This is a genomic window from Bacillus sp. ABP14, from assembly GCF_001831375.1.
Classification (GTDB): domain Bacteria; phylum Bacillota; class Bacilli; order Bacillales; family Bacillaceae_G; genus Bacillus_A; species Bacillus_A paranthracis.
Window position 1 is genome coordinate 1,149,695 of sequence record NZ_CP017016.1, and the last position, 19,666, is coordinate 1,169,360.

At 35.6% G+C, this 19,666-nt stretch carries 18 protein-coding genes; 11 read left to right on the forward strand and 7 right to left on the reverse strand.

From position 1 onward, the window contains the following. Window positions 1-15: 15 nt before the first annotated feature. The gene (locus BGI23_RS05980) at window positions 16-396 is read right to left on the reverse strand and encodes a DUF3899 domain-containing protein (RefSeq protein WP_001044987.1); all 381 of its coding nucleotides are present in this window, start codon (window positions 394-396) and stop codon (window positions 16-18) included. A 319-nt stretch (window positions 397-715) separates the two neighbouring features. Between BGI23_RS05980 and BGI23_RS05985 the strand changes: the two genes are divergently transcribed. The 5 genes from BGI23_RS05985 to BGI23_RS06005 all read left to right on the forward strand — a co-directional run bounded on the left by BGI23_RS05985 (window position 716) and on the right by BGI23_RS06005 (window position 6,407). Continuing rightward, on the forward strand, window positions 716-2,347 hold the full coding sequence (locus BGI23_RS05985) for a peptide ABC transporter substrate-binding protein (protein WP_000727229.1): 1,632 nt from the start codon (window positions 716-718) through the stop codon (window positions 2,345-2,347). Window positions 2,348-2,474: 127 nt separating this feature from the next. After that, window positions 2,475-3,404 carry an oligopeptide ABC transporter permease gene (opp3b, locus tag BGI23_RS05990; RefSeq protein ID WP_000534165.1) on the forward strand — a complete coding sequence of 310 codons (930 nt, stop codon included), beginning with the start codon at window positions 2,475-2,477 and terminating at the stop codon, window positions 3,402-3,404. After that, the gene (opp3C, locus tag BGI23_RS05995) at window positions 3,401-4,417 is read left to right on the forward strand and encodes an oligopeptide ABC transporter permease (RefSeq protein ID WP_000974101.1); all 1,017 of its coding nucleotides are present in this window, start codon (window positions 3,401-3,403) and stop codon (window positions 4,415-4,417) included. Before opp3b ends, opp3C begins: the two co-directional genes overlap by 4 nt. A gap of 18 nt (window positions 4,418-4,435) precedes the next feature. Further along, complete coding sequence (locus tag BGI23_RS06000) at window positions 4,436-5,479, forward strand: ABC transporter ATP-binding protein (RefSeq protein WP_000854346.1); 1,044 nt, start codon at window positions 4,436-4,438, stop codon at window positions 5,477-5,479. Next, entirely contained in the window at window positions 5,472-6,407 is a 936-nt protein-coding gene (locus tag BGI23_RS06005) for an ABC transporter ATP-binding protein (protein ID WP_000166346.1), read from the forward strand. The genes BGI23_RS06000 and BGI23_RS06005 overlap by 8 nt, the downstream gene beginning before the upstream one ends. A gap of 110 nt (window positions 6,408-6,517) precedes the next feature. Here the strand turns inward: BGI23_RS06005 and BGI23_RS06010 are convergent, their stop codons facing one another. Then, window positions 6,518-7,963 carry an MATE family efflux transporter gene (locus BGI23_RS06010; protein WP_070805487.1) on the reverse strand — a complete coding sequence of 482 codons (1,446 nt, stop codon included), beginning with the start codon at window positions 7,961-7,963 and terminating at the stop codon, window positions 6,518-6,520. Between the two features lie 352 nt (window positions 7,964-8,315). On the opposite strand from BGI23_RS06010, the gene BGI23_RS06015 reads away from it, so the two are divergent. Then, window positions 8,316-9,962, forward strand: coding sequence for a peptide ABC transporter substrate-binding protein (locus BGI23_RS06015; protein WP_070805488.1), 1,647 nt, complete (start codon window positions 8,316-8,318; stop codon window positions 9,960-9,962). 28 nt (window positions 9,963-9,990) lie between these two features. On the opposite strand, the gene BGI23_RS06020 is transcribed toward BGI23_RS06015, so the two are convergent. Further along, on the reverse strand, window positions 9,991-10,194 hold the full coding sequence (locus tag BGI23_RS06020; RefSeq protein WP_000559976.1) for a hypothetical protein: 204 nt from the start codon (window positions 10,192-10,194) through the stop codon (window positions 9,991-9,993). 593 nt (window positions 10,195-10,787) lie between these two features. On the opposite strand from BGI23_RS06020, the gene spx reads away from it, so the two are divergent. Then, window positions 10,788-11,183: a transcriptional regulator Spx gene (gene spx / locus BGI23_RS06030; protein WP_000258267.1), complete on the forward strand. Its 396-nt coding sequence runs from the start codon at window positions 10,788-10,790 to the stop codon at window positions 11,181-11,183. Window positions 11,184-11,232: 49 nt separating this feature from the next. Here spx and BGI23_RS06035 read toward each other — a convergent pair whose 3' ends face one another. Beyond that, on the reverse strand, window positions 11,233-11,907 hold the full coding sequence (locus BGI23_RS06035; protein WP_000362601.1) for a TerC family protein: 675 nt from the start codon (window positions 11,905-11,907) through the stop codon (window positions 11,233-11,235). Between the two features lie 339 nt (window positions 11,908-12,246). On the opposite strand from BGI23_RS06035, the gene mecA reads away from it, so the two are divergent. The 4 genes from mecA to pepF all read left to right on the forward strand — a co-directional run bounded on the left by mecA (window position 12,247) and on the right by pepF (window position 17,749). Further along, window positions 12,247-12,930, forward strand: coding sequence for an adaptor protein MecA (gene mecA / locus BGI23_RS06040; RefSeq protein WP_000350710.1), 684 nt, complete (start codon window positions 12,247-12,249; stop codon window positions 12,928-12,930). Window positions 12,931-13,002: 72 nt separating this feature from the next. Beyond that, window positions 13,003-14,547, forward strand: a complete 1,545-nt coding sequence (locus BGI23_RS06045; protein ID WP_070805490.1) for a cardiolipin synthase — start codon at window positions 13,003-13,005, stop codon at window positions 14,545-14,547. 80 nt (window positions 14,548-14,627) lie between these two features. Then, window positions 14,628-15,872, forward strand: coding sequence for a competence protein CoiA (locus BGI23_RS06050; protein ID WP_070805491.1), 1,245 nt, complete (start codon window positions 14,628-14,630; stop codon window positions 15,870-15,872). A 50-nt stretch (window positions 15,873-15,922) separates the two neighbouring features. Next, a complete protein-coding gene (gene pepF, locus BGI23_RS06055) occupies window positions 15,923-17,749 on the forward strand; it encodes an oligoendopeptidase F (RefSeq protein ID WP_070805492.1) in 1,827 nt (608 codons plus the stop codon). A 117-nt stretch (window positions 17,750-17,866) separates the two neighbouring features. Here the strand turns inward: pepF and BGI23_RS28320 are convergent, their stop codons facing one another. From BGI23_RS28320 to BGI23_RS06070, 3 genes are all read right to left on the reverse strand, one after another. Beyond that, complete coding sequence (locus BGI23_RS28320; RefSeq protein WP_000754592.1) at window positions 17,867-18,040, reverse strand: hypothetical protein; 174 nt, start codon at window positions 18,038-18,040, stop codon at window positions 17,867-17,869. 229 nt (window positions 18,041-18,269) lie between these two features. Further along, window positions 18,270-19,163: a ClpXP adapter SpxH family protein gene (locus tag BGI23_RS06065; protein ID WP_070805493.1), complete on the reverse strand. Its 894-nt coding sequence runs from the start codon at window positions 19,161-19,163 to the stop codon at window positions 18,270-18,272. After that, window positions 19,163-19,561: a globin domain-containing protein gene (locus BGI23_RS06070; protein ID WP_000043380.1), complete on the reverse strand. Its 399-nt coding sequence runs from the start codon at window positions 19,559-19,561 to the stop codon at window positions 19,163-19,165. Before BGI23_RS06070 ends, BGI23_RS06065 begins: the two co-directional genes overlap by 1 nt. Window positions 19,562-19,666 lie beyond the last annotated feature (105 nt).

The following is a 19,666-nucleotide window of genomic DNA, read 5'->3' on the forward strand; positions in this document are numbered from 1 at the left end:
GATAGTGTTTGCAAACTACATCAAAATAGTAAAGCTAATGAAGGTCGAGAATAATCCAAGAATGATACCGGTAATGCAAATTGGGTACGTCCATTTGAATGAATATGTTTTATAAATACGTTCTTTCTTATCGACAGGTTCCTCTACTTCTTCAATTAAAGAGTCAATTTTTTTGTTCGTACCAAATACTCTTTGGAATGCGTAAATTGTTACGTTAAAAAATCCATTTTGAAATATGAATAAAAAACCGCCTATAAGAATAAAAAATAGTGCAATATAAAAAGAGATGTTGACAAAATTCAACAAAAAATGCGATGAAACGAGGAATGCACCAATACTAGAAGCGATTATCGCTATGAAAATTAGTATACAAGTATGAAAAAAAACTTTATTCAAAATGTTCCCCTCCGTCAAAATATTACTAGAATTATTATACTATAAAAGCTATAATATGTACTAGAACTAATTTTTTGAAAATTATACGCAATTAAAGGTCTGATTGCAAGATGATGGTAGCAATGTTAACGTATCCCTTTACAAAAAAATAAAAAAATAAACATTTTATTAAAAATTTTAACAAAAAAACAAAAAACTATATTCACAATTGTTATATTATATGTATAATGAAAATTGTAGAAACTTGGAGATTATTCTTTCAATTCTACTTTTTTACAAGTGAGGGTACAGGAAGTGCAATTAGGGGAGGCAACACAACATGAAGAAAAAGATACCGTTATTACTTGCATCGACGTTGACTGTCAGTATGTTAGGAGCTTGTAGTTACCAAAAAGAGGATAATAAAGCAGGCGCGAAAGAAAAATCCTCAAACAAGCAAGTGTTAAATCTAACTGAGACAGCTGAAATCCCAACTATGGATACGACGTTATCAACAGATGCAACATCTTCTAACATCATGAATAACACAATGGAAGGGTTATATCGTCTGGGGAAAGATGATAAACTTGTTCCGGGTGTAGCTAAATCTTATGAGAAATCAGAGGATGGCAAAAAATATGTGTTTAAGTTACGTGAAGATGCGAAATGGTCTAATGGTGAACCTGTAACAGCGAAGGACTTCGTTTATTCTTGGCGAAGGGCTGTAGATTCAAACACGGGTGCCAAGTTTGCTTACATACTATTTGATGTTAAAAATGCGGAGAAAGTTAACAAAAAAGAGTTACCAGTTGAAGAACTTGGTGTAAAGGCAATTGATGATCATACACTTGAAGTGGAATTAGATAACCCTGTTCCTTATTTTGTAAGTTTAACAGTCTATCCAACATTATATCCTTTGAATGAGAAATTTGTAACAGAACAAGGAGCAAAGTTTGGATTAGAATCCAATACGACACTTTATAACGGTCCATTCGTATTAAATGAATGGAAGCATGAACAAAGTTTCAAGCTTAAGAAGAATCCAACGTATTGGGAAAATAAAGAAGTAAAACTTGAGGAAATAAACTTCAATATTGTTAAGGATCGTTCAACTGCTATAAATTTATATGAAACGAAAGCAATTGATCGTGTAGTCTTAACATCAGAGTTTGTAGATAAATACAAATCAGATGCTGACTTTAAAACGATTAAGAGACCATCTACACAATTTATTCGCTTAAATGAAAAGAATAAATTTTTAGCAAATAAAAATATCCGAAAAGCAATTGCAATGTCCTTTGAACGTGAAAACATCGGAAAAGTAATCTTAAACGATGGTTCAGAGGGTATATATGGTTTTGTTCCGAAAGGCTTAGCAAAAGGTCCGAATGGAAAAGACTTCCGTGAAGAAAACGGAAAGCTTATAAAAGAGGATATGAAAGAAGCACAAAAATACTGGGAAGCTGGTAAAAAAGAACTTGGTGTAGACAAAGTAGAGTTAGAGCTATTAAACTTTGATACTGATGATGCTAAAAAAATCGGAGAGTATTTAAAAGGCCAATTTGAAAAGAACTTACCAGGTTTAACAGTTCCAACAAAAATGCAACCATTTGCACAAAAATTAAAACTTGAAGCAAGTGGAGATTATGCAATGTCATATGCGGGATGGAGTCCAGATTATATGGATCCAATGTCATTCCTTGAAATGTATACGACAGGTAATGCGCAAAACAAAGTACATTACGCAAACCCAGCGTATGATGATTTAATTAAAAAAGCAAAAACAGAAGTTGATGTACAAGCTCGTTGGGATGCATTATTACAAGCAGAAAAACAACTACTTGAAGATGCAGCAATTGCTCCAGTATATCAACCTGGAAAAGCATATTTACAACGCCAATCTATTACTGGCCTATTAGAACATAAATATGGCGGGGAATTTAGCTATAAGTGGGTTGAACTCAAAAACTAAAAATGGTTTCCATCATGAATAAGGGTATATGCCTATGATGGGCATGTACTCTTATTTTAAAAAAATAAAAGTAAGAATATTTAAAACTATCTTATTGCTTTTGAGAAAAACGGGGAGGTGCTTGACTATGGGACGTTATGTATTAAAACGTTTCGTGTACATGGCTTTGACATTATTTTTAATTACTACACTGACTTTCTTTTTAATGAAATTACTTCCGGGTTCTCCGCTTAAAAACCAGGAGAAGTTATCACCGGCACAAAAAGAAATCATTCTTGAAAAATATGGCTTAAATGATCCAGTACCAGTTCAATACGCACGTTACTTAGGTAACTTAGCAAAAGGGGATTTAGGGGTATCATTCCAATATGATAACCGTCCAGTAACAGACATGATTGTGGATCGCATTGGACCATCAGCACAACTTGGTTTACAAGCGATTATATTAGGAACATTTATTGGTTTAATTTTAGGAATCGTTGCGGCACTTCGTAACAATACGTGGGTCGATTATGGAGCAACAATTATTTCCGTACTCGGGATGTCGGTACCATCGTTCGTATTTGCCGCATTACTACAATATTTCGTAGGGGTAAAACTTGGATGGTTCCCAGTAGCGTTCTGGAAAGGACCAGAGTTTACAGTAATGCCTACAATTGCTTTATCGATGGCAGTTATCGCAACAATCGCACGTTTCGCTCGTGCAGAGTTAATTGAAGTTATGCAAGCTGACTACATTTTAACAGCGAAAGCGAAAGGAATTAGCCAAGGCGTTATCATTATTAAACACGCCCTTCGTAACGCGTTAATTCCAGTTGTAACAATTTTAGGACCAATGGTTGCAGGGTTAATTACAGGTACATTAGTTATTGAGCAAATTTATGCTGTACCAGGACTAGGGGAACAGTTCGTTAAATCTATTACAGTGAATGACTATACAGTTATTATGGGAACTACAATTTTCTATAGTGCGATCTTCATCTTAGTTATTTTCATTGTTGATATTTTATACGGAATTATTGATCCTCGTATTCGTTTAGCGGGAGGGAAAAAATGATGAAAGATGTACAAAAATTATCTCCAGACTTATTTCAACAAGCTAATCAAAATAATGTGGATAATGAAGTCATTGCCCGTCCAAGCTTAACGTTTTGGCAAGATGTAAGAAGACGTTTGTTCCAACATAAAGGAGCAATGTTTGGTTTAGTTTTATTAACGCTTATTATCTTACTAGCAATCTTCGGACCGATGGTAAGTAAGCACTCGTATAAAGAGCAAGATTTAGGACGTGCAAAATTGCCACCGAAAATTCCAGTTATTGAAAATGTTCATTGGTTACCATTTGACGGTACAGATCAATATGGTGTTGACCAATATGAAAAACGTGATATTAAAGAGTATTTCTGGTTTGGTACAGATGATCTTGGACGCGATTTATGGACAAGAACATGGGAAGGTACACGAGTATCATTATATATCGCTCTTTTAGCAGCAGCAATTGACTTAGTAATTGGGGTTGCATATGGAGGTATTTCAGCATTCTATGGCGGTAGAGTAGATAACATTATGCAACGTATTATGGAGATTATTAACGGTATTCCATACTTAATCATCGTTATTTTAATGGTAATCATTATGGGATCTGGTATATGGTCAATTACACTTGCAATGGCAATTACAGGTTGGATAGGGATGTCGCGTATCGTTCGTGGACAAATCTTAAAATTAAAAAACCAAGAATACGTATTAGCATCTCGTACATTAGGTGCAACAAATACACAATTAATTGTAAAACACTTAATCCCGAACGTAATGGGACCAATTATCGTAATGACAATGTTTACAATCCCAACAGCGGTGTTTGGTGAGGCATTCTTAAGTTTCATCGGTTTAGGTATCCAGCCACCATTCGCATCACTTGGTTCTCTTGTAAATGACGGTTATAAATCAATTCAAACGTATCCGCATATGATGTTCATCCCTGCGGTTGTCATCAGTATATTAATTTTAGCGTTTAACTTAATGGCAGACGGATTACGCGACGCGTTAGATCCAAAAATGCGTAAGTAAAAGAGGGGAGAGGCAAAGATGAAAACATTGTTAGAGGTAAAAGATTTACAAGTCTCCTTTGATACACATGCAGGTGAAGTACAAGCTGTACGCGGCGTTACTTTTGATTTGAAAAAAGGAGAAACATTAGCGATTGTAGGAGAATCTGGTTCGGGGAAATCAGTTACTTCTAAAGCGTTAATGGGATTAATTCCGAATCCTCCTGGACGCATTAAAAATGGTGAAATCGTATTTGAAGGTCGCGACTTAACGAAATTAACAGAAAAAGAAATGCAACAAGTTCGTGGTAAAGATATCGCGATGATTTTCCAAGATCCAATGACATCATTGAACCCAACGATGACAATTGGAAATCAAATTATGGAAGGCCTTATTAAACACCAAGGGATGAGTAAAGCTGATGCACGTAAAGTCGCATTAGAATTAATCGACCTTGTAGGTATTCCAAATCCAGAAGCTCGATTAAAACAATATCCTCACCAATTCTCAGGTGGTATGAGACAGCGTGTAGTTATTGCGATGGCGTTAGCTTGTAACCCAAAATTATTGATTGCCGATGAGCCGACAACAGCGCTAGACGTTACAATTCAGGCGCAAATTTTAGAACTTATGAAGGACATTCAGCAAAAAACAGAAGCAGCAATCATTTTTATTACGCATGACTTAGGTGTAGTGGCGAACGTTGCGGATCGCGTAGCAGTTATGTACGCTGGTAAAGTTGTTGAAATCGGAACTGTAGATGAAATTTTCTACAATCCAAAACATCCATATACTTGGGGCTTGATCGCATCTATGCCAAGTTTAGATGGTTCAGAAGAAGAGTTATATGCGATCCCTGGAACGCCTCCAGATTTATTGAAGCCGCCAAAGGGAGATGCTTTTGCACCACGTAACCCGCAGGCATTGAAAATTGATTTTGAAATGGATCCACCTTTATTTAAAGTAAGTGATACACACTATGCGGCAACTTGGTTACTTCACGAGCAAGCTCCAGAAGTAAAACCGCCGGCAGTCGTTGAAAAACGCATTCTTCAAATGAAAGCAGGTGAACAACATGACTAAACAACGTGAGAAATTAATTGAAGTAAAAAACGTAAAACAGCACTTCGACGTGAGTGGTGGTGTTGTCAAAGCGGTTAATGATATTTCATTTGATATTTACCGCGGCGAAACATTTGGTCTTGTAGGAGAATCAGGTTGTGGGAAATCAACAACTGGAAGAACGATCATTCGTTTATATGATGCAACTGCTGGTGAAGTGTTATTCGATGGTGAAAATGTACATGGTAAAAAATCACGTGCAGAGTTGAAGAAATTCAACCGTAAAATGCAAATGATTTTCCAAGATCCATATGCATCATTAAACCCTCGTATGACAGTAGGGGATATTATTGCGGAAGGTATCGATATTCACGGACTAGCAAAAAACAAAAAAGAGCGTATGGACCGTGTTCATGAATTATTAAACACAGTTGGTTTAAATAAAGAACACGCAAACCGTTTCCCGCATGAATTCTCAGGTGGACAACGTCAACGTATCGGTATCGCTCGCGCACTTGCTGTAGAACCTGAATTTATCATTGCCGATGAGCCAATCTCAGCACTTGACGTATCAATCCAGGCGCAAGTTGTAAACTTACTGAAAAAGCTACAAAAAGAAAAAGGTTTAACATACTTATTCATTGCCCACGATTTATCAATGGTAAAATACATTAGTGACCGCATTGGCGTAATGTACCGTGGTCAAATCGTTGAGCTAACAACAAGTGATGAGTTATATGCGAATCCAATTCATCCATATACAAAATCACTATTATCAGCAATTCCGCTTCCAGATCCAGATTATGAGCGCAATCGTAAACGTATTGTATACGATCCATCTCAGCATAATTATGGTAGTGAAGAACCAACAATGCGTGAAATTCGCCCAGGACATTTTGTGCTATGTTCTGAAGCGGAGTATAAGAAATATAAAGAGATTTATCAATAATAAAACAGCCAATCTTCCGTTATGGAAGATTGGCTGTTTTTCTACTATATAAACAGTTTTATTGTTAACATTTGTTTGTAAGTGAATACATGGATTTGATTCAATGAGTATTACTGTGCCGGAACAGAAACAATCTCCTCTTGTTCTTCAGGTTTAACAAGTGCATAACGCTCCCAGGCTCTACTTTTCCAGCGGAAGAACATAATAATGGCACGTGTCCATTCATCAATAGCAATTGCTAGCCAAATACCAACGAGCCCCATATCTAAATGGAAGGCGAAAAAATAACCGAGTGGTAAACTCATTAACACCATAGAGAATGCGCCGATTAAAACTGGGTACTTTGCATCACCAGCTGCGCGAAGTGAATTGATGATGACGATGTTCATCGTACGCCCTGTTTCAAGTAGTACACTTAGTAAAAGAACGCTTGCACCTAACGCAATAATGTGCGGATTATCTGTAAATAGTCCCATTAATTGTGTGCGGAATGTAATAACGAGAGCAACCATACATAAAGTGACACCAATCGCCCACTTTACACTTTTCCATACACGTTCATACGCTTCATCTTTTTCACCACCGCCAACGAGACGTCCGATAATAATTGCAGTTCCCATACCGATTGCAATAGCGAATAAATAAGTGAACATAGAAATGTTCGTAGCGTATTGTCTAGCCGCTAACGATTCCGTTCCTAAATATGTTGCATAGTATAAGAAGACAATTTGGCAAGCTTGATACATAACCTGCTCAAACGCAGATGGAATTCCGATTTTTAAAATTTTCCCGATATATTCTTTTGATAAGGTGAAATAATATTGTAATTTTACACGGTACTCCATAACGCGGTACAGTAACCAGAAGAAAACGATAAGCGCTATAAGTCGGCTGACAGCAGAAGAAATGGCAGCCCCTTGTACACCTAGCTCTGGGAAACCAAATTTTCCGAAAATGAGTACGTAGTTTCCAGCGATATGAATAATATTCATTCCAAGTGAAATAAACATCGCTTGCTTTGTGAAGCCATGTACGCGGATAATTGCGGCTAATGAATTAATAATAGCTTGAAGGAAAATAGCTCCTCCGACGATAGATAAATAGCTCTGTGCATACATAAGTACATCGCCTTGTAAGTTCATCGCCATCATCATATGTTTTGAAAATAAAAGAAAACCAGCACTTATAACGAGTCCGACCACTAAATTTAATGTGACGGCTAAAGCTGATATTTTAGATGCTTCCATAAAACGTTTGGAACCGAGGTATTGAGATACGACGATAGCTGCGCCGTTCCCGATGACTTCTAGTACCAAAATAGCGATATGGAGATATTGATTCGCTGCACCAACCCCAGATACAGCATCGTCTGATAATGCACTTAACATGAAAGTATCAGCGATCCCCATTAACATAAATAGAAAAACTTCTAGAAAAATAGGCCATGTTAATAAGAATAAACTTAATTTCTCAGTAGGCCCTTTTTTTGCCTGAATTGCTGTCATGTCCGTCCCCTCTTTACCGATATCTATTTTTAGCAAAGTGTATCGTAACATACTTTCTTATCCTTTGCACTCATTTTAACCTACATATCTTTATTATGAAGGGAGTGTTATTTTATGATAAAAACAGAAGGATAATTATGCATAAAGTATTATAAAATATAAAATTTATTTTTATCTAATAATTTAGAAAAATATAAAAACAATTATTTCTGACACTTCAGTAAGGGAAATCAGCAATATGAAACGTTTACAAAGGATTAAGTTTTAACAGAAAATTTTAATAAAATAGGAATATAAATATACAAAAAATATATTTGTGTGTATAATATGAATTGTTAGAACATATATATATTTCTTTTTGTTTGAAAATGAAAGGGCTAACATTTTTGTGGAGGGTGGAAATATGAAAAAAAAGATGCCAGTTTTTGTAGTATCAACAGTAGCAATGAGCATGATGTTAGGGGCATGTAGCTACCAAAAAGATGAGCCGCAAGCGAACGCAAAAGGGGATAGCGGGAAAAGCGGTGCGAAGCAAGTTATTAACTTAATTGAAACGCAAGAAATTCCAACGATGGATCCAGCGTTATCAGCTGATGCAGTTTCTTCAAGAGTAATGACTAATACGATGGAAGGCTTATACAGTTTAGGAAAAGATGATAAGCTAGTTCCTGGTGTAGCGAAGGAATTCAAAAAGTCAAAAGATGGTAAAAAATATACATTTACATTACGTGAAGACGCAAAATGGTCAAATGGTGAGCCTGTGACAGCGAAAGATTTCGTATACGCATGGCAAAGAGCGATTAACCCAGATACAGCTGCGAAATCAGCGTACATTATGTATGATATAAAAAATGCAGAGAAAATTAATAAAAAAGAGATGAGTCCGGACCAATTAGGGGTAAAGGCGATTGATGATTACACATTAGAAGTGGAATTAGACAATTCCATTCCATACCTTGTAGATTTAATGGTATATCCAATCTTCTATCCTGTGAATGAAAAGTTTGTGAAAGAGCAAGGTACGAAGTTTGGTTTGGAAGCGAATACAACACTTTATAACGGACCATTTACATTAAGTGATTGGCAACATGAACGTAGCTTTAAAATGACAAAGAGCCCGTCATATTGGGATAATAAAGAAGTGAAGATTGAGGAAGTAAACTTTAATATTGTTAAAGATACGTCTACACCAATTAATTTATATGAAACAAACGCAGTCGATCGAGCAACGTTATTAGCGGAGTTCATCGATAAATATAAAGGAAAACCAGATTTCCAAACAGTAGAAGATACATCTGTATTCTTCCTTCGTTTAAATCAAAAAGATCCAGCGTTAGCAAATAAAAATATTCGTAAAGCAATTTCACTTGCTTTTGAACGTAAACCGTTCGTTGATACATTATTAAATAACGGTTCTAAGCCAGCAACAGGATTAATTCCTGATAACTTCATTAAAGGACCGGATAAAAAGGACTTCCGTGCTGTAAATGGAAATATTGTAAAACCAAACGTGAAAGAAGCGAAGAAATATTGGGAAGCTGGTAAAAAAGAGCTTGGTAAAAATGAAATCGAATTAGAGTTATTAAACGAAGATGTTGAATTATCGAAGAAAACAGGGGAATATTTAAAAGGTGAGTTAGAAAAGAATTTACCAGGTTTAACAGTGAAAATTAAACAACAACCATTCGCGCAAAAACTAAAATTAGAAGATGCGGGCGATTTCGTCATGTCATTCTCTGGATGGAGTGCAGACTTCCCAGATCCAATTACATATCTTGATATGTTTGTAACTGACGGATCACAAAATAAAATGAAATATTCTAATCCGAAATATGATGAGATCATCATGAAAGCAAAAAAAGATGGAAGCGATGTAAATGCTCGTTGGAAAAGCTTACTAGAAGCAGAGAAAATGTTACTTGATGACGCTGCGATTGTACCGGTATATCAACGTGGTAGAGCATACTTACAAAGAGATTCCATTAAAAATATGTACAACCATAAATATGGCGGCGATTTAAGCTTTAAATGGGCGTCAGTAGAGAAATAAGAAAAAAGCAGGTAATTGCCTGCTTTTTTTAATACGTACGTTTCTTATAAATACCTTTCCCGCCGACCTCGTTCCAGCCGGATTGTACATCCAAACTTTTATTAACAAACTTCATCTTTTCTTTTCCGCCAAAGAGTTTTTCACCAATACTATTTGTAATGACGCCAATCAATGCTGTTATTCCGATGATGAGGGCAGCAACAGTGACAAAATCAATAAAAAAAGCAATCATTCGCAAATTCCCCCTTTGCCTGTCTGTATGTTTATTGTATGAGATAAAAGATAAAAAAGAAAGAAATGTCAGAAAAATGTTCAGTTTATTTTAGAAATCTTATAGACATGGATGCGAATGTTTGTTAAAATAAGAACAAATGTTCTTTGAGATTCTCACTTATATAGTCTTACATTTCTTAATTGATTTATCAGAAAAAGGTAAGAAAACGTTCTTTTTTCATAGAAAAGATTATGAGAAAATAACTGTATATCATTATGAGAAATCTATGAAAATCAAGTGTTAAGAGGGTTGAAGATTATTGTTAAAGAACAGCTGAAGTAAGTGTGATTATGTTACATAGCAGTGAAATGCACGGAAGAGTTTTCTCAATTAGAAGGAAATTTACTGTATATTTCTTGCAAAATCTATTGTATAATGATTATAGTAGTTACTTATTAAAAGTAATTGTTGTTTACTAAAAGTTGTTGCTTACATGAAAAGCAATTTTTGCACTTTGTTTTAAGACAAGGTATCGCGAAAAATTGCTGAATTTAGAAATTTAAACTGTAATTAGTACAGAATTTGTACTCTTTAAGGAGAGTGAGCTTTGTATGGTAACATTATATAGTTCTCCAAGCTGTACGTCTTGTAGAAAGGCGAAATTATGGCTAGAGGAAAATCATATTCCTTATACAGAACGTAATATTTTCTCAGATCCGTTAACGATTGAGGAAATTAAAGAGATTTTACGTATGACAGAAAGCGGAACGGATGAGATTATTTCTACTCGTTCGAAAGTTTTCCAAGAATTAAATGTAAACTTAGAGTCTTTACCACTTCAAGATTTATATAAGATGATTCGTGACTATCCAGGGATTTTACGTCGTCCAATTATGATTGACGAGAAACGCCTTCAAGTAGGTTACAATGAAGACGAAATCCGCCGTTTCTTACCACGTACAGTAAGAACGTTCCAATTACGTGAAGCACAGCGTCTTGTAAATTAATTATAATAATATGAAAACCTTCTACCTATTATATAGTAGAAGGTTTTTTTTAATGTTTCAAATTTCGTAATCGAACTCGTTGAACGATAAAGCCGATGCATAAGATGGTGAAAATAAATAAGTAAGGAATGCCTGCAGTGAAACTTGGGTTGTTATGAAAAAAGGTTGCAAGTCTGTCTTCATGTGTGACCATTTTTCCTGCTGTATAAGCGAGAATTGCTGCCCCGCAATAAATGAGGAATGGAAAGCGTTCCATAAGTATTAAAATGAGTTTGCTGCCCCAAATAATAATCGGGATAGAAATGAGTAAACCGATTATTACGAGTAAAAATCTTCCGTGAGCTGCCCCTGCAATGGCGATAACGTTGTCAAATCCCATAACAAGGTCCGCGAATACAATTGTACGCACAGCTTGAAATAAAGTTGTTTTTCCTTGAATAGAAGAAAGATCGTTGCTATTATCAGTTAGTAAATTTACTGCAATGAATGTAAGTAAAATGCCCCCGATAAGCTGCAGAAATGGAATGTCGAGCAAATAGACAGCTAGTATAGTAAGGATAATTCTTAGTACGATTGCTAAAAGAGTACCGATCAAAATAGCTTTATTTCGTTTCGATTCAGGTAAATTTCGGCTAGCTAGTGCGATGACAATTGCGTTGTCACCACCTAATACAACATCGATACCGACAATCATTAGTACAGATGTTAAAAACTCTAAGTCCATTCGTCTGCCTCCATTTATGATGTTTTAATAAGCGAACTATATGTATGTGGTGAAAAGGACTAAAGCATCTTCTCTAATAAAAGTTTCACTTTATTACAGTGTACGGGGGAAGATGGAAATGTATGTCCAAATTTTTTATAAGTGAGGCATCGCGACAATGATATATTTGTGTATACCATTGAATGAAGATAGGTATATAACTATTTTTGTAAAATAAATCGATTTTATTTCCATTCTGGAGAATCTTATCATAAAATGAGAGTACAAGAATCTATTGATTTGTCATATGAGTGGGGAATCCCTTCATAACAATTCTAAGCAGGAAGGGAGAGTTGTATTTTGGATATTGAAAGAATTAATGATCATACGATGAAATTTTTTATTACGTACATTGATATAGAGGACAGAGGCTTTAATCGTGAGGAAATTTGGTATGACCGCGAAAGAAGCGAAGAGCTCTTTTGGGAAATGATGGACGAAGCTCGTGATCATGACGATTTCTTTATTGATGGGCCGTTATGGATTCAAGTGCAAGCAGTCGATAAAGGGATTGAAGTACTTGTAACGAAAGCAGAACTTTCAAAGGATGGACAAAAGCTAGAACTACCAATAGGTGTAGATAAAATTATAGACATTCCTCTAGATGAAGGTATTGAATCATTATTCCAGCAAGAATTAGTGGAAGAGGTAGAGGAACAAGCAGGTACAAACTTTAACGAAGATGGTACGTTTGGCTTTTTAATTAAGTTTAATGATTTTGAAGATGTCATTTCATTAAGTCATCGTCTTATCTTTGAAGATATAAAAGATGAGCTGTATTCATTTGAGGACCGCTATTATGTATATGTGGAATTCGATGAAGTGCTACATGATGAAGAAGAAATTGATCGCATTTTAAGCATTGTTTTAGAATACGGGGAAGAATCAACTTTAACAATTCATCGTGTAAGTGAGTATGGGAAACAAATTGTGAAAGAGCATGCGCTTGAAACAATTCGCAATAATTTTCCTGCTAAAACGTAGGCCGATTTCTGTAGTATGAAATCGGCTTTTTATATGAAGAATAGGAAAGCTTTCTTAGTAAGGAGGTAAGAGATGAAAAATACGTTAAAGTTGATTTTCTTTGTTTTACTATTGTTCGCATTATTCGTGTCATTACGTATGTTTATTGATGTAGCGTTTTATTCGGATGTAATTGGGATAAAAGATGTTTCGGTTTTAGGTATTATTAGTATTTTATTTACGGTATCTGCATTTTTAATTGGTTGCGTTATTTTCTTAGAGAACCGCCATCCGTCAAAAACACTTACATGGCTCATTGTGTTAGGGATTTTTCCGGTATTTGGATTCTTCGCTTATTTATTATTCGGGCAGAACTTTCGGAGGAAGAGAATGTTCCAAAAGAAGGCGTTGCTCGATGAACAAGCGTTTTTACAATATAAGGGGCATGAAGATTACGAAGAACGGATTTTGCGCAATCATAAGCATCAAGAGCTGTTATTTCGTTTAGCGGATCGCTTAGGCGCTTTAAATATTTCATTTCAAACTGAAACGAGAACATTAACAAATGGAGATGAAACGTTTCAGGCTATTTTAGATGGATTAAAACGAGCGAAACATCACATTCATATGGAATATTACATTGTGCGTGATGATAAACTTGGAACAGAAATTAAAGATATTTTAATACAAAAATCAAAAGAAGGCGTAGTCGTTCGTTTTTTATATGATGCGGTTGGAAGTTTTAAATTATCAAAATCATATATTGAAGAATTAAACGACGCAGGTGTCGAAATGATTCCGTTCTTCCCTGTACGTTTTCCGATTTTAAACGATAAGATTAATTATCGAAATCACCGAAAAATCGTTATTATTGATGGGAATGAAGGATTTGTAGGTGGATTAAATATTGGTGATGAATATTTAGGAAAGGATAAGTACTTCGGCTTTTGGCGAGACACGCATTTATATTTGCGTGGGGAAGCTGTGCAAAGTTTGCAGCTTATTTTCCTTCAAGATTGGTTTTATATGACTGGTGAGGCTGTGCTAGCCCCTGAATATTTACAAGCGAAAGCAGTTGAGGGGGAGCATTGGGGCGGCGTGCAGCTCGTTGCAGGTGGGCCGGATAATAAATGGGAAACAATTAAACATTTATATTTTGCCATGATTGCTTCTGCGCGGAAATCCATTTGGATTGCAACGCCGTATTTCATTCCGGATGATGATATTTTATCCGCATTAAAAGTAGCGGCACTTGCTGGTATTGATGTTCGGTTGTTAATGCCGAGTAAGCCTGATAAGCGAACTGTCTTTTACGCATCGAGATCGTACTTCCCAGAGCTTTTAGATGCAGGGGTAAAGATATATGAATACGAAAAAGGTTTTCTCCATAGTAAAGTTGTCATTGTCGATTCTGATTTAGCTTCAATTGGGACAGCGAATATGGATATGAGAAGTTTTCATTTGAACTTTGAAGTAAATGCCTTTTTATATGATACAGATAGCATTCGAAAACTTGTTCAAGATTTTAAAGACGATTTAGAAGAATCAAGTGAAATTCATGTCGATCGTTTTCATAAAAGGCGTCTTCATAGACGAATTGTTGAATCAACGTACCGGTTATTATCGCCTTTATTATAAAAAGAGATGTCCAAAATTGGGACATCTCTTTTTTAAAAGGAATTTGTAATAAATTGTAGAATATAAGGAGCTGAAAGGGTGTGATTCCAATATTTATCGCAAAAAGAGAAAACGGAGAAAAAATTCATCTACTCGATCATCATGATGAAGAGCTTTTACACCATATGCGTAAAAGGGAAAGTTTCTTTTGCATAGCTTGCGGGAAGGAAGTACTAATGAGATTAGGAAAACAAAAAAGGTGGCATTTTGCTCATAAGAAAGTAGATTCATGTTTAGCCTTTTATGAAGCAGAATCTACATATCATATGTACGGTAAAGAATTGTTATATCGGTGGTTCAAACGTCAAAATGTTCATGTAGAGATAGAGCATTATCTACCAGAGATTCAGCAACGACCGGATATTTTTATAGAGAGAGCAGGGAGAAAAATTGCGATTGAATATCAATGCGCCAATCTTTCTATAGAGCAGCTCTGCAAACGAACCTATTCGTATTGGAAAGCTGGTATACGGGTCATTTGGATTATTGGTGGAAATCAATTGAAGAAGCAATCAGCATATTGGATGAAATTCTCCTCACTTATGGCTTTCTCCTTACAATCTTATCCTCAGCCACTTCTTATTTTCTTCTGTTCGAAACAAAAATCATTTATGAAATGCACGTTTATTACATCATTTTCTACAAGCGTTGCTTTTTCACATATTATATATTTACCACCTGAAACGACTACTTTTGAAATGCTCTTTTCTTCTGTTCCTTTTCAAAAGGAGATATTAGAACGAGAATGGAAGAAGCGAAAGGACTATTTTCGAAAAAATGCTTTGCCTATTTGGAATTATAATCATAAGTCACTATTACGCCTCTTATATCAATGTAAATGTACCCCAGCAAATTTTCCTTCTGAAATTGGTGTGCCACTCCCGTCCACATTTGCTTTTCGAACAAATCCATTTATATGGCAAGCTGTTATATACATGAAGTGTATAGGTGAGCTTGCGGTAGGGGATTGTATTTCCTTCGAGTACGTGTGTAGTTATATAAAAAAGTATTCGAAAAGGCGTATGCTCCCGTACTTTTCACAGCATATATGGAAAGTGGCAGTTACTGAATATATGACATTTTTATGTTATGCAGGTGTCTTGCAGAGAGTAGGGACTTATAAGTACCGGAAAATACGGGGGATATCCATGTTAAAAACAGAGGAGGAAGTTATGAAATATGATGAAAGGAGTTTAGCGTATGCCTTATCTTTATTTGAGGCAAAGTACAACATGAGAGAAGGAAAAGCGGATATAATAAAGACTGATCGTGAAGGAATTACATAAGAAAAATCGAATTGTATGTAAGTAGAGATATTTAAAGGAGGGCTTAAAGCATGTCTGAACAAAACACAGCAAAAACATTACCGGATCGTAACGAAATTGAAGAATCAAGTACGTGGCGATTAGAAGATATTTTCCAAACAGATGCAGAATGGGAACAGGAATTCCAAGCTATTAAAGAGCTATTACCGAAGTTAACTGAATTTAAAGGGAAACTTGGTGACTCTGCGAACAATTTACTTGAAGCATTGCAATATGAAGATGAAATTTCAATGCGATTAGGTAAGCTATATACATATGCACATATGCGTTACGATCAAGATACAACAAACTCTGTGTATCAAGCGTTAAATGACCGTGCAACAAATTTATATTCACAAGTATCTAGTAGCACAGCATATATTGTGCCTGAAATTTTATCGATTTCAGAAGATACATTGCAAACATTCTTGAAAGAAAATAGAGACTTAAGTGTATATGAACATGCGTTAGAAGAAATTACGCGTCAACGCCCTCACGTATTATCTGAAGCGGAAGAGGCTTTATTAGCAGAAGCATCTGAAGTAATGAGTGCGTCAAGTAATACATTTGGTATGTTGAATAATGCGGATTTGAAATTCCCATCTATTAAAGGTGAGGATGGAGAAGAAGTAGAAATTACACATGGCCGTTACATTCAGTTTTTAGAAAGTAATGATCGTCGTGTGCGTGAAGATGCATTCAAAGCTGTATATGAAACGTACGGGAAATATAAGAACACATTTGCAAGTACGTTAAGCGGAGCTGTGAAGCGTAATAACTTTAATGCACGCGTTCGTAAATATGACTCTGCACGTCAAGCAGCATTAAGTAATAATAATATTCCTGAAGCGGTGTATGATCAACTTGTTCAATCTGTAAATGACAATTTACACTTGCTACATCGTTACATTGATATTCGTAAGCGAGCACTAGGGCTTGATGAGCTTCATATGTATGATTTATATACACCACTTGTACCAGAAGTGAAAATGAATGTGAAGTATGAAGAAGCGCAAGACATGTTATTAAAGTCTTTACATGTACTTGGGGATGAGTATGTTGATATTTTGAAAGAAGCATATGAAAATCGCTGGGTAGATGTGTATGAGAATAAAGGAAAACGAAGCGGAGCATATTCATCTGGTGCATATGGAACAAATCCTTATATTTTAATGAACTGGCATGATAATGTAAATAATTTATTTACACTTGCTCATGAGTTTGGCCATTCTGTCCATAGTTACTACACAAGAAAAACGCAGCCGCACGTATACGGGGATTATTCAATCTTTGTTGCGGAAGTAGCATCAACTTGTAATGAAGCGCTTCTAAACGATTATTTATTAAAAACGACAGAAGATAAGAAAGAGCGTCTATACTTATTAAATCATTATTTAGAAGGATTCCGTGGTACTGTATTCCGTCAAACGATGTTCGCAGAGTTTGAGCATATTATTCATAAGAAAGTACAAGAGGGACATGCGGTAACACCAGACATGCTAACGGAGATCTACTATGATTTAAATAAGAAATATTTCGGTGATGCTTTAGTAATTGATGAAGAAATTGGTTTAGAGTGGTCTCGTATTCCGCACTTCTACTACAACTATTACGTATACCAATACGCAACAGGATTTAGTGCAGCAACGGCTCTATCTAAACAAATTTTAGAAGAAGGGCAACCAGCAGTAGAACGTTACATTAATGAGTTCTTAAAAGCAGGAAGCTCAGATTACCCAATTGAAGTGCTGAAAAAAGCTGGAGTAGATATGGCATCTCCAGAACCGGTAAAAGAAGCATTGCAAGTATTTGAAGAGAAATTAAATGAATTAGAAGCATTATTATTTGAAGAGAAGTAATAGAAAAGACGAGGAATTTGCCTCGTCTTTTTCTTGATGTCATTTTGTCGATATTTGTCGAGAAAATAAATCGAATTGTCTTCTTTTTTCTAAACTAGAAGGCAGTTTTACAGTTCATTAAAACCCTTTAAATCGTTTTTTATGGTTGAAATAAGAGAGAGCGATGACAATGACTCCGAATAAAAGAGGAAAGGCAATCATTTTAGGAAAAGCTTGTAGTAGGGAGAGGATGTACAAGAAAAAAGAAACAATGATAGCTAGAATGATAAGTAAAATATACGTTTTTTTCATACAAAACACCTCCAAAATAGCTTTTTTATAGCTTATTCAAAAATGAAAACGTTTAGAATGTGACAAAAGTGTGAAATTCGACAAAAGGGGTTGTCATCTGACGTCGAATCTTGTAATATAATAAGCGTGAACGAATTCACATACAAACATATACCCCTTTGTTTGAACGTGAAAATTTCTCCCATCCCCTTTAATATTTTTATAAGCCGTAAAGAAAAAGACCTGGTGTTTACACCAGGTCTTTTTCTTTTGCTATCCATTTCCAATAACGCTCACATTTTACTTCAATCATTTGTACTTTTCGTTTCAGTTGTAATTTTTTTAGTTCACGTTCAATTTCTTGCTTCGAGCAGTCATATATAAATGCTACTTCTTTTGAAGAGATAAATTGTGTCGCTTCCAGTAATACTTCTAAAGGTGGTAATGGCTCTGGCTCGATTTCACATTTTACAAGTTCTTTCAATAATTGTACGTAGACGTCGTAGGAATACGTTCCAGCGATTTTAATACCTTCTTCATCTGAATTTGCATGAAAGAATACGAGAGAAGGTATTTCTGTAATATGCATCTCATTTGTGAATTTTAAGTCACATTGGAAAGCCTTTTTTGCGCTAGCGGAATATAGGTCTTTTTTAAATTCTTCTACATCAATATTGCTATCTTTTGCGCATGCAAGTAATAATTCGCAGTCAGGATTTGATACATTTTCAAGGAAAATGTATTCTTGGAGTTTTCGCAAAAACTTCGAACCTGCTTTTCGGCCCTGCAACTCCGCTGCTTTAATTGCCATCGAAACTAAATATGGTGTTGACGATGCTTCTTGCATATGTACCTTTCCATCACATGAAAAACCTTGTAAACTTGTTGTCTTTTCCCACACAAATCGAATATTAGCAGGTTTATTCCATTTGTGTGAGGAAGCGTTCGTTCCGTCCACTTTTCCTGTTACGATATGACGAATAGAGAAGTATTTCCCATATTCAAGCCATAGTTTAATAATAAAGGGTTCAATTTCCCAGCAATCTTTACAAAGTGGATCAATAAATAAATATGCTTCTACAGACTTATGCTCACATGCGGAAGGAGATGGCATATTGATATGCTTTGCTTCCTGTTTATCCATTATATTTCACCTGTTTCGTCTGGAGTATTAACCATATGCTGAGCAGTTAATGCTAAACGTTCAAAAACGAACTCTCTTATATGACCGTGCACTCCTGTGTCATCCATTGCTTGCTCCATGCACGATAGCCAAGCCTCTGCTCGTTTTGGAGTAATCTCAAACGGGAGATGGCGTGCTCTTAACATAGGATGACCATGTTCTTCCGTATACAAATTAGGACCACCTAAATATTGTGTTAAAAATTGCTTCTGCTTCCTAGCTGTTTCTGTTAAATCATCCGGGAAGATGGGAGATAGGTCAGGGTGTTTACTGACATAGGAATAAAATGTGTCTACTAATATTGCAATGCATTGTTCACCGCCAATTGCTTCAAATGGTGTCATCGGTTGCTTGCTCATCCTTTTAAACTCCTTTTTCCATGAAATGTATATCTATTGTAGCAATGGAATGTTAGGGAGGGCAAATAAACAGCCTTCATAACGTTCTTTGCTTATTCTACAGAT